Origin of the sequence: Amycolatopsis benzoatilytica AK 16/65, assembly GCF_000383915.1 — a bacterium.
GTDB classification, from domain to species: domain Bacteria; phylum Actinomycetota; class Actinomycetes; order Mycobacteriales; family Pseudonocardiaceae; genus Amycolatopsis; species Amycolatopsis benzoatilytica.
In genome coordinates, this window is record NZ_KB912942.1 from 2,239,932 (window position 1) to 2,256,450 (window position 16,519).

Sequence of the window (16,519 nt, forward strand, 5' to 3'; positions counted from 1 at the left end):
GGACGAACCAGTGGATGACCAGCAGGACAAGATCGTCGACTATCTGCGACGCGTGACCGCTGATCTTCGCGGTGCGCGCGAGCGGGTCGAGGAACTCGAATCGAGGGCCCGCGAACCGATCGCCGTCGTCGGCATGGGCTGCCGGTATCCGGGCGGGATCGGTTCGCCGGAGGACCTGTGGCGCGCGGTGTCCGAAGGGGTCGACGCGATCTCGGACTTCCCGGCGAACCGCGGCTGGGACCTCGACCGGCTGTACGACCCGGATCCCGACAGGCAGGGTACGTCGTACACGCGCTCCGGCGGGTTCCTTCACGACGCGGGCGAGTTCGACGCGGAGTTCTTCGGCATGTCCCCGCGCGAGGCACTGGCGACCGACGCACAGCAGCGGCTGTTGCTGGAGGTCTCGTGGGAGGCTCTGGAACGGGCCGGCATCGACCCGACGACCTTGCGGGGCAGCCGGACCGGCGTGTTCGCCGGGGTGATGTACAGCGACTATGCCAACGCGCTCAAAGGCGTGCAGTTCGACGGGTTCCGGAGCAACGGCAGCGCGCCGAGCATCGCTTCCGGCCGCGTCGCCTACACCTTGGGGCTTGAAGGCCCCGTCGTCACCGTGGACACGGCTTGCTCGTCCTCGCTGGTCACGTTGCACCTGGCCGCGCAGGCGCTGCGCCGTGGCGAGTGCTCACTGGCTCTCTCGGGCGGAGTGGCGGTGATGTCGACGCCGGAGGCGTTCGTCGAGTTCTCGCGGCAGCGCGGTCTCGCCGCCGACGGGCGGTGCAAGTCCTTTTCCTCCGACGCGGACGGCGTGGGCTGGTCCGAAGGCGTCGGAATGCTGGTGCTGGAACTGCTTTCCGACGCACAGCGGCGCGGGCATCGGGTGCTCGGGGTGGTGCGCGGCAGCGCGGTGAACTCCGACGGCGCGTCGAACGGGCTCACCGCGCCGAACGGCCCTTCGCAGCAGCGGGTGATCCGCGCCGCGCTGGCCGATGCCGGCCTGACCGCCGCCGACGTCGATGTCGTCGAGGCGCACGGCACGGGCACGACGCTCGGCGACCCGATCGAGGCGCAAGCCCTGCTGGCGACCTACGGGCAGGACCGCGAGCGGCCGCTGCTGCTGGGGTCGCTGAAGTCGAACCTCGGCCACACCCAGGCCGCCGCCGGGGTGGGCGGCGTGATCAAGATGATGCTGGCGATGCGCGAAGGCTTGGTGCCGAAGACGTTGCACGTGGGCACCCCGTCGCCGCAGGTCGACTGGACCGCAGGCGCGGTCGAACTGGTGACCGAGCCGGTCGAGTGGCCGGCGACGGGCCGGGTGCGCCGAGCGGGCGTTTCGTCGTTCGGGGTCAGCGGCACCAACGCGCACGTGATCGTGGAGCAGGCCCCGGCGGCCGTCTGCCCGGTCGCCGAGCCGGCCGTCGCGCCGCCGGTCGTGCCCTGGCCGGTCTCCGGCCGGTCGTCGGCCGCGCTGGACGCTCAGCTCGTCGCGCTCGACGAGTTCGCCGCTGCCGAGCCGCGGCCGTCCTCTTTGGACATCGGCTACTCGCTGGCCACCAGCCGTTCGACCTTCGAGCACCGGGCGGTGCTGCTCGGCGACGAGATCGTTCGCGGGACGGCCGAAGAGCGCTCGCTGGCGATGGTGTTCTCGGGACAGGGCAGTCAGCGGGCGGGAATGGGCAAGGAGCTGTACTCGCGGTTCGGGGTGTTCGCCGAAGCGCTCGACGAGGTGTTCGCGGAGTTCGACCCCCTGCTCGACCGCCCGTTGCGGGAGGTCATGTGGGGCGACGACGCGGACGCGGTCACGCAGACCGGGTACGCGCAGCCCGCGTTGTTCGCGATCGAGACGGCGCTGTTCCGGCTGGCCCGGTCTTGGGGTGTCGAACCGGCTTTCGTCGCGGGTCATTCGATCGGCGAGGTCGCCGCGGCCCACGCGGCGGGTGTGTTCTCGCTGCGGGACGCCTGCGTGCTGGTGGCGGCGAGGGCCCGGTTGATGCAAGCGGCGGCGGGCGGCGCGATGGTGTCCCTGCGGGCGAGCGAGGACGAGGTCGCGCCGCTGCTCGGCGAGGACGTTTCGATCGCGGCGGTCAACGGGCCGGCGGCGGTGGTGATTTCCGGTGCCGCCGAAGCCGTCGACCGGATCGCGGCGGAGTTCGGGGCGCGCGGGCGCGAGTCCAAACGGCTCGCCGTTTCGCACGCGTTCCATTCGCCGCTCATGGACCCGTTGCTCGGTGCGTTCGGCGAGGCGATCGCCGGTCTCGGCTACGCCGCGCCGAAGATTCCGGTGGTCTCCAACCGCACCGGCGAGATCGCGGGCGAAGAACTGTGCACCCCTGAGTACTGGGTGCGGCACGTGCGGGAAACCGTGCGGTTCGCCGATGGCGTCCGGACGCTGCGGGCTGCGGGCGTCAACGCCTTCGCGGAGATCGGCCCGAGCGGTGTCCTCTCGGCGATGGCACTCGACGTGCTGGCCGACGACTCCAGCGATACTGCCGGTGACAGCGCCGAGGTGGTGGCCGTTCCGTTCCTGCGCCGGGATAAGCCCGATGCCGCGAGTGTGCTCACTGCGCTGGCCCGGTTGCATGTCGCCGGGGTCGAGGTGGCCTGGCCGCGCTTCTTCGCCGGCACCGGTGCTCGCCGGATCGACCTGCCGACCTACGCCTTCCAGCGCGAGTGCTTCTGGCCCCAGGCGGCCGCGGAGCCGGGCGACGTGACCGCGGCCGGTCTGACCGCCGCCGCGCATCCGTTGCTGGGCGCGGCCGTTTCGCTCGCGGGCTCCGACGGCGAGCTGTTCACCGGCAGGCTTTCGGTGGCGACCCATCCGTGGCTCGCCGACCACGCGGTCGGCGGCGTGGTGTTGTTTCCCGGCACCGGATTCCTGGAACTGGCGATCCGCGCGGGCGACCAGGCGGACTGCGACCGCGTCGAAGAGCTGACCCTGGCCGCCCCGTTGGTGTTCGGGCCGCGAGACACCGTGCTGCTCCAGGTCTCGGTCGACGGCCCGGACGACTCGGGCCGCCGCGCGCTCAGCATCCACACCCGCCCGGCTGCCGACGACGAGGCGCCGTGGACCCGGCACGCGACCGGCGTGCTGGCCGCACGCGGGCCGTCGCCGGATCCCGGTGCGCAGACCTGGCCGCCGGAACGGGCGGACCCGGTCGACCTGGCCGGTTTCTACCAGCAGGTCCGCGAGTCGGGATTCGACTACGGCTCGGTGTTTCAGGGACTGCGGGCCGCGTGGCGTCGAGGCGAGGAGGTTTTCGCCGAGATCGAGCTGCCTGAGGAGGCAGGCGGCGGCGACCAGTTCGCGCTGCACCCGGCCCTGCTCGACGCGGCGTTGCAGGCAACGAGCTTCGCGGGCTTGGGCGGTGCGGACGAACGGCTGCTCCCGTTCTCCTGGAACGGAGTTTCGCTGCACGCCGAGGGTGCCGAGCACCTCCGGGTCCGGCTCCGCAAGATCGCCGACGACACGATCACGCTGGCCGCCGTCGATGTCGTTGGCGCACCGGTCATCACCGTGGATTCGCTGGTGCTGCGGGCAGCTCCCGCCGCGGAGGCTGCGAACGGCACCGGTCTGCCGGACTCGCTCTTCCGCGTCAACTGGGCCGCAACCGCCGCGAACACCGGCACCGCCGCGGCCGCCTGCGCGATAGTCAGCCCGGACCCGTTCGGCGTAGCCAAGATGTTCGGCGCGCCAACGGTTTCGACTCTCGCCGAGCTGGCCGACCCGCCGGGCGCGGTCCTCGCCCCGATCGCGGGCGACCCGGCGAGTGCTGCCCCGGCCGCCGTCCGAGCGGCGACGGACCGGGCGTTGGGCCTGCTGCGAGAGTGGCTGGCCGAGGACCGGTTCGCTGGTTCGCGGCTGGTCTTTCTCACTCGGGGCGCGGTTTCGGTCGCGGGCGAGGACGCACCGGATCTCGCCGCCGCCGCGGTGTGCGGTCTCGTTCGCTCGGCCCAGGCCGAGAACCCCGGGCGGTTCCTGCTGATCGATCTCGACGCCGAAGACCTGCACCCGGCCGTCTTCGCGGGCCTGCTCGCTTCCGGCGAGCAGCAGTTCGCGATGCGGGCCGGCCAGCCGTTCCACGCCCGGCTGGCTCCGCTCGCCTCCGGACCTGCGCTGGCCCCCGCGACCGGTGACGTGCCCTGGCAGCTCGTCACGACCAAGCGCGGCAGCCTGGACAATCTCCAGCTGAAACCGGCTCCGGCGTTGGCTGCGCCGCTGGCCGGCCGCGAAGTCCGGATCAGCGTGCACGCGGCCGGGCTCAACTTCCGGGACGTGCTCAGCGCTCTCGGGATGTACCCCGGCGAGCCCGGTCCGCTCGGCGCCGAGGCGATGGGCGTGGTCGCGGAGGTCGGCCCCGACGCGACGGACCTGCGACCCGGGGATCGGGTGATGGGCATGATCGCGGGCGGGATCGGCCAAGCCGCCGTCGCCGACGAGCGCATGCTGACCGCGGTCCCGCACGACTGGTCGGATGAGCGGGCGGCGTCGGTGCCGCTGGTGTTCCTGACCGCGTATTACGCGCTGGTCGATCTGGCCGGGCTGCGGGCGGGGGAGTCCATCCTCGTCCACGCTGGGGCCGGCGGGGTCGGCATGGCCGCGATCCAGCTGGCGAAGCATATCGGCGCTGAGGTCTACGCCACGGCGTCGGAAAGCAAGTGGGACACGTTGCGCGCGATGGGAATCCCCGCCGAGCGCATCGCCTCCTCGCGGAGCGCGGCGTTCGAGGAAGCGTTCGCCTCGGACCGGGGCATCGACGTGGTCCTCAACGCGGTGACGGGCGGGCTCCTCGACGCGTCGCTGCGGCTGCTCGCGCCGGGCGGCCGGTTCCTGGAGATGGGCAAGACCGACCTCCGCGACTCCGCTGACCTGCCCGGTGTCGAATACCTGCCGTTCGACGTGTCCGATGCCGGGCCGGACCGGACGAAGGAGATGCTGCGCGCGCTCATGGAGCTGTTCGAGCGCGAAGCGCTGGCCCCGCTGCCGGTGACGACTTGGGACGTCCGGCGTGCGCGGGACGCCTTCCGCCACATGAGCCAGGCCAAACACATCGGGAAGATCGTGCTTACGATGCCGCGCGCCTGGGACGGCGAGGGCACCGTGCTCGTCTCCGGCGGCACCGGCGGACTGGGCAGCCTGCTCGCCCGGCATCTGGTCGCCGAACGCGGCGTCCGGCACTTGCTGCTGGCCAGCCGCCGCGGCCTGGACTCGCCGGGCGCTCCCGAACTGCGGGACGAACTGGCCTCCCTCGGCGCCGAAGTGACGATCGCCGCGTGCGACACGTCGGACAGCGCCGCCGTTGCGGCGCTGCTGGCCGGGGTTTCCGCACAGCACCCGCTGACCGCCGTCGTGCACGCCGCCGGTGTGCTTGACGACGGGCTGGTCGAGTCGCTGACGCCGGAGCGGCTGGACGGGGTGCTGCGGCCGAAGGTGGACGCCGCCTGGCATCTGCACGAAGCCACGCGCAGTCTCTGTCTCGCGGCGTTCGTGCTGTTCTCCTCGGTCGCGGGTGTGCTGGGCAGCCCGGGACAGGGCAATTACGCCGCGGCGAACACCTTCCTCGATGCCCTTGCCCAGCAACGCAAACGCGAAGGACTGCCCGCGACGTCGATCGCGTGGGGGCCGTGGGCGCGCAGCAGCGGCATGACCGCCGGGCTGACCGAGGTCGACCTCCGCCGGATGGACAACGCGGGGCTGCCCGCGGTGCCCGAGGATCACGGCCTCGCCTTGTTCGACGCCGCACTCGACTCCGACGAAGCCGTCGTAGTCGCGACGAGGATCAATGCGCGCGCCCTGCGGGCGAAGGACGACCTCCAGCCCCTGCTGCGCGAAGTGGCTGGCGGCACCCGTCGCAGGTCCGCGAAAACCTCCTCTGCCACCACCGCCCCGGCGCTTGCGGAGCGGCTCGCAAGTCGCGCCCCCGCCGAGCAGCTTCGGTTCCTGGAAGACCTCGTACGCACCGACGCCGCTGCGGTCCTCGGGCACTCGTCGCCGGGGTCGATCGACGTCCGGCACGAGTTCCGCCAGCACGGCTTCGACTCGCTGACCGCGGTGGAACTGCGCAACCGGCTGACCGAAGCGACCGGGTTGCGGCTGCCTTCGACGGTGGTGTTCGACTACCCGACGCCTGCGCGGCTTGCCGGGTTCCTGCTCGACGAGATCGTCGGCACGGCGGCGGAGCGGCCGCGGCCGGACCGGGTCGCGCCGGGCGCAGCTGCCGAAGATCCGGTGGTGATCGTCGGCATGAGCTGCCGCTTCCCGGGCGGGGTCCGCTCCGCCGACGACCTCTGGGACCTGGTCGACTCCGGCACCGACGCCATCGGCGGATTCCCTGCCGACCGGGGCTGGGATCTCGGCGCGCTGGCCAACGTCGAAATTCGCTCAGGCGGTTTTCTTTACGACGTAGCCGATTTCGATGCCGAACTCTTCGGCATCGCCCCGCGCGAAGCACTGGCGATGGACCCGCAGCAACGCTTGCTGCTGGAAACCGCCTGGCAGGCGCTGGAGAACGCGGGAATCGCCGCGCACACGATGAAAGGCAGCCCGGCGGGCGTGTTCATCGGCGCCAGCCACACCCACTACAGCGAGACGCTGAACGGCACGGCCGCGGACCTGGAAGGGCTCGTGCTCACCGGCAACACCGCCAGCGTGATGTCCGGGCGGCTGTCGTACACCCTCGGGCTCGAAGGCCCCTCGGTCACCGTCGACACCGCGTGCTCGTCTTCGCTGGTGGCCTTGCACTTGGCGATGCGTTCGCTGCGCAGCGGCGAATGCGAGACTGCGCTCGCGGGCGGCGTGACCGTGATCTCGACGCCGGACAGCTTCCGCGAGTTCTCCCGCGCGGGCGGCCTGTCCCCGGACGGCCGGTGCCGTGCGTTCTCCGCTCAAGCCGACGGCACCGGCTGGGCGGAAGGCGTGGGCATGCTGGTGCTGGAACGGCTCTCGCGGGCGCGGAGTCGGGGCCACGAAGTGTTGGCCGTCGTCCGGGGGAGCGCGGTGAACTCCGACGGCGCGTCGAACGGGCTGACCGCGCCCAACGGCCCCGCGCAGCAGCGGGTGATCCGGGCCGCGCTGGCCGATGCCGGCCTGGCGGCCGCCGAGGTCGATCTGGTCGAGGCCCACGGCACCGGGACGAAGCTCGGCGACCCGATCGAAGCCCACGCGCTGCTGGCGACCTACGGCCAGGACCGGACGCAGCCGCTGAAGCTGGGCTCGCTCAAGTCGAACCTCGGGCACGCCCAAGCCGCGGCCGGGGTCGCTGGGGTGATCAAGACGGTGCAGGCACTGCGCCGCGGAGTGCTGCCGAAGACGCTGCACGCGGACGAGCCGACCTCGCACGTCGACTGGACCGCGGGCGCGGTGGAACTGCTGCGGGAGAAGGAGCCCTGGCCGGAGCTGGACCGCCCGCGCTGCGCGGCGGTGTCTGCATTCGGGATCAGCGGCACCAACGCCCACGTGATTCTCGAACAGGCCCCGCTCGCCGTCGAACCGGCACCGCGCGCGGCGACCGGCGGAGTCGTACCGTGGGTGCTCTCGGCGGCTTCCGAACCCGCACTGCGGGCACAGGCGGAACGGCTGCGGTCCTTCGCGGACCAGAACCCGGACCTCGAGCCGGTCGACGTCGGCTGGTCGCTCGCCACGAGCCGCTCTCCACTGCCGCACCGGGCCGCCGTGCTCGGCGAGACCCGGCGGGAATTCCTCGACGGGCTTGCCGCACTCGCCGCTGACGGGCCCTCGGCGGCCGTCGTGGTCGGCACAGCCCGGAGCGAGTCGGGTCCGGTGTTCGTCTTCCCCGGGCAGGGCGCGCAGTGGTGGGGGATGGGCCGCGCGCTGCTCGCCGCGTCGCCGGTGTTCCGGGACAGCGTGCGGGCCGTCGCCGACGCGCTCGCGCCGTTCGTGGACTGGCCGGTCGAGGACGTCGTCGCGGGCGTCGGCGACCCGGCGATCCTGGACCGGGTCGACGTCGTCCAGCCCGCGCTGTTCACCGTCATGATCGGGCTCGCCGCGCTTTGGCGTTCCCACGGCGTCGAACCCGCCGCCGTGATGGGCCACTCGCAGGGCGAGATCGCCGCCGTCCACGTGGCCGGCGCGCTCTCCCTGGAGGACGCCGCCCGGGTGGTGGCGCTGCGCAGCCAGGCGCTGCTGAGCCTGTCCGGCCTCGGCGGGATGGTCTCGATCGCTGAATCCGCCGAGCGGGCGATGGAACTGGTCGCGCCCTGGGGGAGCGACGTTTCCCTCGCCGCGGTGAACGGACCGGCTTCGACGGTGGTTTCCTGCTCCCCAGCCGCCCTCGACGAGCTGCTCGCGGACTGCGAGCGCCGAGGCGTGCGTGCGCGCCGGATCGTCGTGGACTACGCGTCGCACGGCCCTCAGGTCGAGACCGTCCGCGAGGAGCTGCTGCGGGTTCTCGCGCCGATCCGGCCGCTTCCGCCGAACGTGCCGTTCTATTCCACGGTCACCGGTGCGCAGCTCGACACCGCCGAACTCGGCGCGGAGTACTGGTACGCGAATCTGCGCCAGCCGGTCCAGCTCGACCAGACGACCCGCTCGCTGGCCGCAGCCGGGCACCGGGTGTTCCTCGAAGTCAGCCCGCACCCCGTCCTGCTGAGCGGGCTTCGGGAGACAATCCGGTCGGAAGGGGATCCGGGCGCGGTGCTCGGCTCGCTGCGCCGGGACGAAGGCGGCACGCGGCGGTTCCTGACTTCGCTCGCCGAGGCGCACCTGCACGGCGTGCCGGTCGACTGGACGACCGTGTTCGCCGGAGCAGAGCCGCGGACCGTGGCACTGCCGACGTATGCCTTCCAGCGCCGCCGGTACTGGGCGGAGCAGGCGGCGGCCGCACCGGCGGGCACGGCACTGGATTCGGAGTTCTGGAATCTCGTCCGCACTGGCGACGTGAAAACGGTCGCGGACGAACTGTCGCTCAATGGCGAAAGCTCCGCGCTCGAGGTGGTGCTTCCGGCCATTTCGGCGTGGCACGCGCGTTCACAGCAGCGTTCGACGGTCGACAGCTGGCGCTACCGCGTCCAGTGGCGCCCGCTCTCCGTCGGCGACGCTCGGCTGAGCGGCACCTGGTTGCTCGCCGAGCCGGCGGAGACGCAGCTCGGCGACGAGCTGGCCGCCGCGCTCGCCGAGGCAGGGGCGACCGTCCGGCGGCTGACGATCACCGAGGAAAGTCGGGAACTCGTTGCCGAGCGAGCGAAATTGGCGCTCGAGGGGTCTGTTCCGGCGGGGATCGTTTCGCTGCTCGGGCTGGCCGAGGAACCGCATTCCACCTCGAACTGCGTTTCACGCGGCCTGGCCGGCACGGTCGGGCTTGTGCAAGCGCTCGGCGATCTGGGCGTCGAAGCGCCGCTCTGGTGCGTCACGCGCGGTGCCGTCGCGACCGGTCCGGGAGAGGTGCGGCCGGTCCAATCCGCGCTGTGGGGTTTCGGTCGCGTCGCTGCCCTCGAACACCCTTCGCGCTGGGGCGGCCTGATCGATCTGCCCGAAGTGTTCGACAGCCGCGCGGCGGCCCGCTTCGCTGCCGTTCTGTCCAATGCGGACAACGAAGACCAGGTCGCGCTGCGGCCCTCGGGCGCGTTCGGGCGGCGTCTGGTCCACGCCCCGACGAGCGCCAGCCGCCCTGGCTCCGCGCGTCGTCGGCACGGAACCGTAGTGATAACCGGCGGCGCCGGCGGGCTGGGCGCGCGGGTGGCGCGGTGGGTCGCGCAAAGCGGCGCCGAACACCTCGTGCTGGCAGGCCGCCGCGGAGCGGCTGCGCCCGGGACCGCCGAACTGTGCGCAGAGCTGGAGAAGGCCGGAGTCAAGGCAACCGTGGAAGCGTGCGACGTAGGCGACCGAGCCGAGGTGGCCGGGCTGCTGTCTCGGATCCCGGCGGAGTTCCCGTTGACCGCGGTCTTCCACGCCGCGGGGGTGGCCGACGACGACGCTATCGAAGCGCTGACGGTGGCGGGACTCGAGAAGGTGCTCGGAGCGAAGGCGGCCGGTGCGCGCCATTTCCACGAACTCACCGCCGGCCTGGAGGAGTTCGTGCTGTTCTCCTCCGGTGCGGCGATCTGGGGCGGCGGCGGGCAACCGGGTTATGCGGCGGCGAACGCCTACCTCGACGGGCTCGCCGAACTGCGGGCCAGCCAAGGACTTCCCGCGACCTCGGTGTCGTGGGGCTCCTGGGACGGGAACGGGATGACCGCCGCAACCGGAGCCAGGGAACGGATGCTGGCCGCCGGGGTCCGCGCGATGGACCCGGACCTGGCGATTTCCGCACTCGAACGGGCCATCGAAGACGGCGAAACCACCCTGACGGTCGCGGACGTCGACTGGGCGCGGCTCGCCCCGCAGTTCACCGCGCGGCGGCCGAGCCCGCTGCTGTCCGAACTGCCCGCGGCGAACACCTCACCCGCCGCCGGCGACCACGGCGGCGAACCGGCGCTCCGGCGTCGGTTGCTCGGGCTGCCGAACGCCGAACGCGGCCGCGCGCTGCTGGAAGTCGTCCGTGCGGAAGCAGCTGCGGCGCTCGGGCATTCCGCCGACTCCGGAGACACCGCGGTCACCCCGGACGGCGCGTTCCGCGACCTCGGGCTCAACTCGGTGGTGGCGGTGGCCCTGCGGGACCGGCTCGCCGGACTGACCGGCCTGGCGCTGCCCGGTGCGCTGGTCTTCGACTACCCGACCCCGCGCGCCCTCAGCGGGCACCTGCTCGCCGAACTGTTCCCCGACGAGCGGCCCGCAGCGCCGGCGGAAGACGACGACGCCGAAGTGCGGGAGGCGCTGGCCGCCATCCCGGTCGCCCGGCTGCGGCAGTCCGGGCTGCTGGGCATGCTGCTGAACCTGTCGGGCGCGGACTCCGGCGGCGCGGAGTCCGCGGGGTCGTCCGGCGGGGGCTCGCTCGACGACCTGGACGCGGAAAGCCTGCTTCGGCTTGCCGACGAGACCACGAACTGATCCCGGAGTGATGATGACGGACGAGCCCTTTGTCGAGGCCCTGCGCAAGTCGCTCAAGGAGGTTGAGCGGCTGCGCAAGCAGAACGAGCAGCTGGTGGCCGCGGCGGCGGAACCGATCGCCGTCGTCGGCATCGGATGCCGCTTCCCGGGCGGGGTGAGCTCGCCCGAACAGCTGTGGAGCCTGGTCGAACAGGGCCGGGACGCTCTCGGCGGCTTTCCCGCCGACCGCGGCTGGGACCTCGACGCGCTCGGCGGCACCGGCCGGGACCGCAGCTTGGCGAGCGAGGGCGGGTTCCTCGACGGCGTAGCGGATTTCGATGCCGGGTTCTTCGGGATCTCGCCCCGAGAGGCGGCCGCGATGGACCCGCAGCAGCGGGTGCTGTTGGAAGCGTCGTGGGAAGCGCTCGAACGGGCCGGGATCGACCCTCGGCGGTTGCGCGGCAGCCGGACCGGCGTCTTCGTCGGGACGATCGGCCAAGACTACGGCCAGCTCGTTTCGAAGGCGGGCTCGGAAACGGACGCCCACGCCGCGACCGGCCTGCTGGCGAGCGTGCTGTCGGGCCGGGTCTCCTACGCGTTCGGCTTCGAGGGCCCGTCGATGACGATCGACACCGGCTGCTCGTCGTCGCTGGTAACGCTGCATTTGGCGGCGCAGGCGCTGCGCGCCGGCGAATGCTCGCTTGCCCTGTCGGGCGGAGTGACAGTCATGACGACGCCGTCCGCGTTCGTCGAGTTCACTCGCCAAGGCGGGCTCGCGCCGGACGGTCGGTGCAAGTCGTTCGCGGACGCAGCCGACGGCACCGGCTGGGCGGAAGGCGTGGGCGTCCTGGTGGTGGAACGGCTTTCCGACGCGCGCCGCCACGGGCACCCGGTGCTGGCCGTGCTGCGCGGCGGCGCGGTCAACTCCGACGGTGCCAGCAACGGCCTGACCGCGCCGAACGGCCTCTCCCAGCAGCGCGTGCTCACCGCCGCGCTGGCCAGCGCGGGGCTCGCTCCCGGCGACATCGACGCTGTGGAAGGGCACGGCACCGGGACCACGCTCGGCGACCCGATCGAAGCGCAGGCGCTGCTCGCGGTGTACGGCCCCGGCCGCGCCGCGGACCGTCCATTGTGGATCGGGTCGGTCAAGTCGAACCTCGCGCACACCCAGGGCGCAGCGGGGGTGGCGGGCGTGATCAAGATGATCATGGCGATCCGGCACGGCGTGCTGCCGCCGAGTCTGCACGTCGACGCGCCGAGCACGCACGTGAACTGGTCCGGCGGCGGGGTGTCGGTGCTCGCCGAGCGCCTGCCGTGGCCGGAGACCGGCCGCCCGCGCCGAGCTGGGGTCTCGGCGTTCGGCATCAGCGGCACCAACGCCCACGTGATCCTGGAACAAGCGCCCGCGACCACTGAAGCAGAGCCGGTCGCCGCGCCGGAAGACGTACTGCCCTGGCTGCTGTCCGGCCGCAACGAACGCGCGTTGCGTGGGCAGGCGCGAACGCTGCTCGCGCACCTCGCCGACGCACCGGACCAGGCACCGGCCGACACTGCGTTCTCGCTGGCCACCACGCGGGCTTCGCTCGAACGCCGGGCGGTCGTCGTCGGCACCGGCCGCGACGACCTGCTTGCCGGCGTGCGGGCGCTGGCCGACGGAGAACCTGCGCCGGGGCTCACTGTCGGCACCGCGGTGGCCCGCGAGCGCGGCACCGTCCTGGTCTTCCCCGGCCAGGGCTCCCAGTGGGCGGGCATGGGTGCCGGTCTCCTTGCCGCGTCGCCGGTTTTCGCCGCCCGGATCGCGGAGTGCGAAGAGGCGTTGCGACCCTTCACCGACTGGTCGCTGACTGCGGTGCTGCGCGGCGACGAAGACGCGGCCGACCTCGGCCGGGTCGACGTGGCCCAGCCCGCGCTCTGGGCGATGATGGTTTCGCTGGCCGCGCTGTGGCGTGCCCACGGCGTCGAACCGGCGGCGGTCGTCGGCCATTCGCAGGGCGAGATCGCCGCCGCCTGCGCCGCAGGCGGACTGTCCCTTTCGGACGGAGCGCGGATCGTGGCGCTGCGCAGCCAGGCCATCGCCAGGGTGCTGTCCGGGCACGGCGGGATGGTGTCGGTCACCGCGTCCCGCGAAGACGTGCTGGAGCGGCTGAAGCGCTGGGACGGAAAGGCGTCGGTCGCCGCGGTCAACGGACCGTCGTCGGTCGTCGTTTCCGGTGCGGTCGGCGCGCTCGACGAGCTGATGGAGTCCTGCCAGGCCGACGGCATCCGGGCAAAACGGATCGAGGTGGACTACGCGTCCCACTCGGAGCAGGTCGACGCCCTGCGCGACGACCTGGCTTCGGTGCTCGCGCCGATCGAGCCGCGCAGCTGCGAGGTGCCGTTCTTCTCCACGCTCACCGGCGGCTGGCTCGACACCGTCGAACTGGGTGCCGAGTACTGGTTCGCCAATCTCCGCGGCACGGTCCAGCTGGAGGACGCGGTACGGTCGCTGCTCGCCGCCGGGCACGACCTGTTCATCGAAGCTTCCCCGCATCCGGTGCTGGCCGCGGGCCTGCAAGAAACGATCGACTCCGCGGGCGCGGGCGAAGCGGTCGTGCTCGGTTCGTTGCGCCGCGGCGACGGCGGACGCACGCGGCTGCTCACTGCGCTGGCCGAAGCACACGTGCAGGGCGCGGACGTCGAGTGGCGCGAACTCGTCGCCGGCGGACGCCGCGTCGACCTGCCGACGTATGCGTTCCAGCGCGAGCGGTACTGGCTCGAACCCGCAGGCGGCGCCGCCGATCTGGCAGACCTCGGGCTGGCGCCCGCCGACCATCCGCTGCTGGGTGCCGCGCTGGACCGGGCCGAGGCCGACGGCGTGGTGCTCACCGGCCGAATCGGGCTGGCCACGCACTCCTGGCTCGGCGACCACGTCGTACTGGGTTCGGCCGTCGTGCCGGACACGGTTTTCCTGGAGTGGGCGGTGCGGGCGGGCGACGAAATCGGCTGCGACCTGCTTGAGGAGCTGACTGTGCACCAGCCGCTGGTGCTCGGCGAACAGGGCTCGGTCCAAGTGCAGGTGGTCGCGGGACCCGCTGCGGACAGCGAAGTACCCGAGGACACTGGCAGGCAGACGGTCGCGGTGTATTCGCGGAGCGCGGAGCACGGGCCGTGGACCTGCCACGCCACGGCGAGGATGTCGGCCGCTGCCGCCGGTGCGGCCGTGCCGCAGCCGTGGCCTCCCGAAGGTGCCCAGCCGGTCGGCGTGGACGAATTCCTCGCGGCGGCCGAAGCGGCCGGATACGAGGCGGGGCCGGCGTTCCGGACCGTCGTCGCGGTGTGGCGGCGCGAGGAAGACCTGTTCGTGCAGACCGAACTTCCCGGTGACCTTCACTCGGCCGCGGCCCGGTTCGCCGTGCACCCGGCGCTGCTGCAGACCGCGCTGACCGCCGGTCTCGCCACCGGAGGCGCACTCGGGCTGCCGTCGAACTGGCACGGGGTGCGGGTGCACGCCACGGGGGCGACCGCGCTGCGGCTGCACCTGCACCCGGACGGCGAGGGCGGCGTGTCCGTGACAGCCGAGGATCTCACCGGTGCCCGAGTGCTTGCCGCGGCCTCGGTCCGGCGGGCAACGCTCTCCGCCGATCTGCTCGCGCCCGCCGGACCTGCCCACCGCGACGCGCTGTTCCGGCTCCGATGGGTCCCGGTGTCGGCCGAACTGGACGGGTCGGCCGGTCGCTGGGCCGTGGTCGGCACGTCGGCAGGCAGGGAGTCCGCAGTGGAACGGGCCGGAGTCCTGGCGACGCAGGTGCCGGACCTCGACACGCTTGCCGCGTCCGGGGACCCGGTGCCGGAGCTGGTGTTCCTGCCCGTCGAGCCGGCGGACGGGGCAGACCTCGCCGCGACCGCCCACTCGGCGGTCCGCGATGTCCTGACCGCGCTGCAGGCCTTCCTGCGGGAGCCCCGGTTCGACGGCTCCCGCCTGATCGTGCTGACCCGCCAGGCGGTTGCCGCCGCACCGGACGAGGACGTCGCCGGGCTCGCCGCCGCCGGGGTGTGGGGACTGGTGCGCAGTGCGCAGTCCGAGAACCCCGGCCGGATCGTCCTGGTCGACACCGACGAAGAAGACAGCTCCGCGCAGGCGCTCGTCGCCGCGGTCGCCAGCGCCGTCGCCGCGGGCGAACCGCAGCTCGCGCTCCGCCGCGGCACCGCGGTCGTCCCGCGGCTCGCCAGGGCGGAGACAGCGGCCGGGAAGCCCGGATGGCAGCTCGACCCCACCGGGGCCGGAACGGTGCTCGTGACCGGCGGCACCGGCACGCTGGGCGCACTGGTCTGCCGCCACCTCGTGGCCCGCTACGGAATCCGCCGCTTGCTGGTGATCAGCAGGCGCGGTCCCGAGGCGTCCGGCGCGGAGGCGCTCCGCGATGAGCTGGCCGGCCTCGGGGCGACGGCGGAGATCGTCGCCTGCGACGCCGCGAACCGCGACGAGCTGGCCGCCGTGCTGGCGGGGATTCCGGCGGAGCATCCGCTGAGCGGAATCGTCCACTTGGCCGGTGCGGTCGACGACGGCGTGCTCGACGCGCTGACCGGCGAGCGCGTCGACAAGGTGCTCGAACCGAAGGTGGACGCCGCGCTCAACCTGCACGAACTCACCCGTGATCAGGAACTTTCGGCGTTCGTGCTGTTCTCCTCGTTCTCCGGCGTCGCCGGTGCGGCGGGGCAGGCCAACTACGCCGCGGCGAACACTTTCGTCGATGCGCTCGCCCAGCGCCGCCGGGTCCACGGGCTGCCCGCCGCTTCGCTCGCCTGGGGTTTCTGGGCAGAGCGCAGCGAACTGACCGGCGGGCTGGACACGACCGATCTTGCCCGGTTCCGCCGCGAAGGCATCCTCGCGATGACCGGCGAACAGGGGCTCGGGCTGTTCGACCTGGCGTCCACTGTGGATGAATCGCTGGTGGTCACCGCGCCGCTGGACCTGAAGCCGGCCACGGGCGAAACCGTTCCGCCGTTGCTGCGCGGGCTCGTGCGGGCCGCGGTGCGCCGCAGCGAGGCCGGGCCGCAGGTCGGGCCGAGCCTTGCCGAGCGGCTGTCGGGGCGCGGCGCGGCCGAGAAGGAGATGGTGGTGCTGGATTTGGTGAACCGGCACGTGGCCGCGGTGCTCGGGCACGGCGCGGCGGCGGAGATCGAACCCGACCGCGGGTTCCTCGAACTCGGAATGACCTCGCTGACCGCGGTCGAGCTGCGCAACCGGCTGGCTGCCGACACCGGGATCCGGCTGCCGGTCACGCTGATCTTCGACCATCCGGCCCCGCTCGCGCTGGCCCGGCACCTGCTGACCGAACTCGGCGCGGCGGTGCCGGACGGCGGGATCCCGGCGCTGGCGGAGCTGGAGCGGCTCGAAGCGGCGGTCGCACTGTCCGAACCGGACGCCGCGGCCAGGCAGCTGCTGGCCAAGCGGCTGGCCGCGATGCAGTGGCGGCTGGAAGCCGCGGGCGAGCCGGCCGCCGCGGCGAGCACCGGGCCGACCGAACTCGCCGAGGTCGGCGACGACGAGATGTTCGCACTCATCGACCAGGAACTCGGACGCGGCTGAGCACGCGCCGCCCGTCCTGCACATCGGCCCTC

1 protein-coding gene and 1 pseudogene are annotated in these 16,519 nt (G+C 72.8%); both read left to right on the forward strand.

What is annotated here, in order from left to right; translation table 11 throughout:
• Positions 1-25: 25 nt before the first annotated feature.
• Positions 26-10,939 (forward strand): annotated as a pseudogene (locus tag AMYBE_RS46095) (type I polyketide synthase); the annotation flags it as partial.
• A gap of 7 nt (positions 10,940-10,946) precedes the next feature.
• The gene (locus tag AMYBE_RS0110285) at positions 10,947-16,487 is read left to right on the forward strand and encodes a type I polyketide synthase (RefSeq protein WP_425386902.1); all 5,541 of its coding nucleotides are present in this window, start codon (positions 10,947-10,949) and stop codon (positions 16,485-16,487) included.
• Positions 16,488-16,519 lie beyond the last annotated feature (32 nt).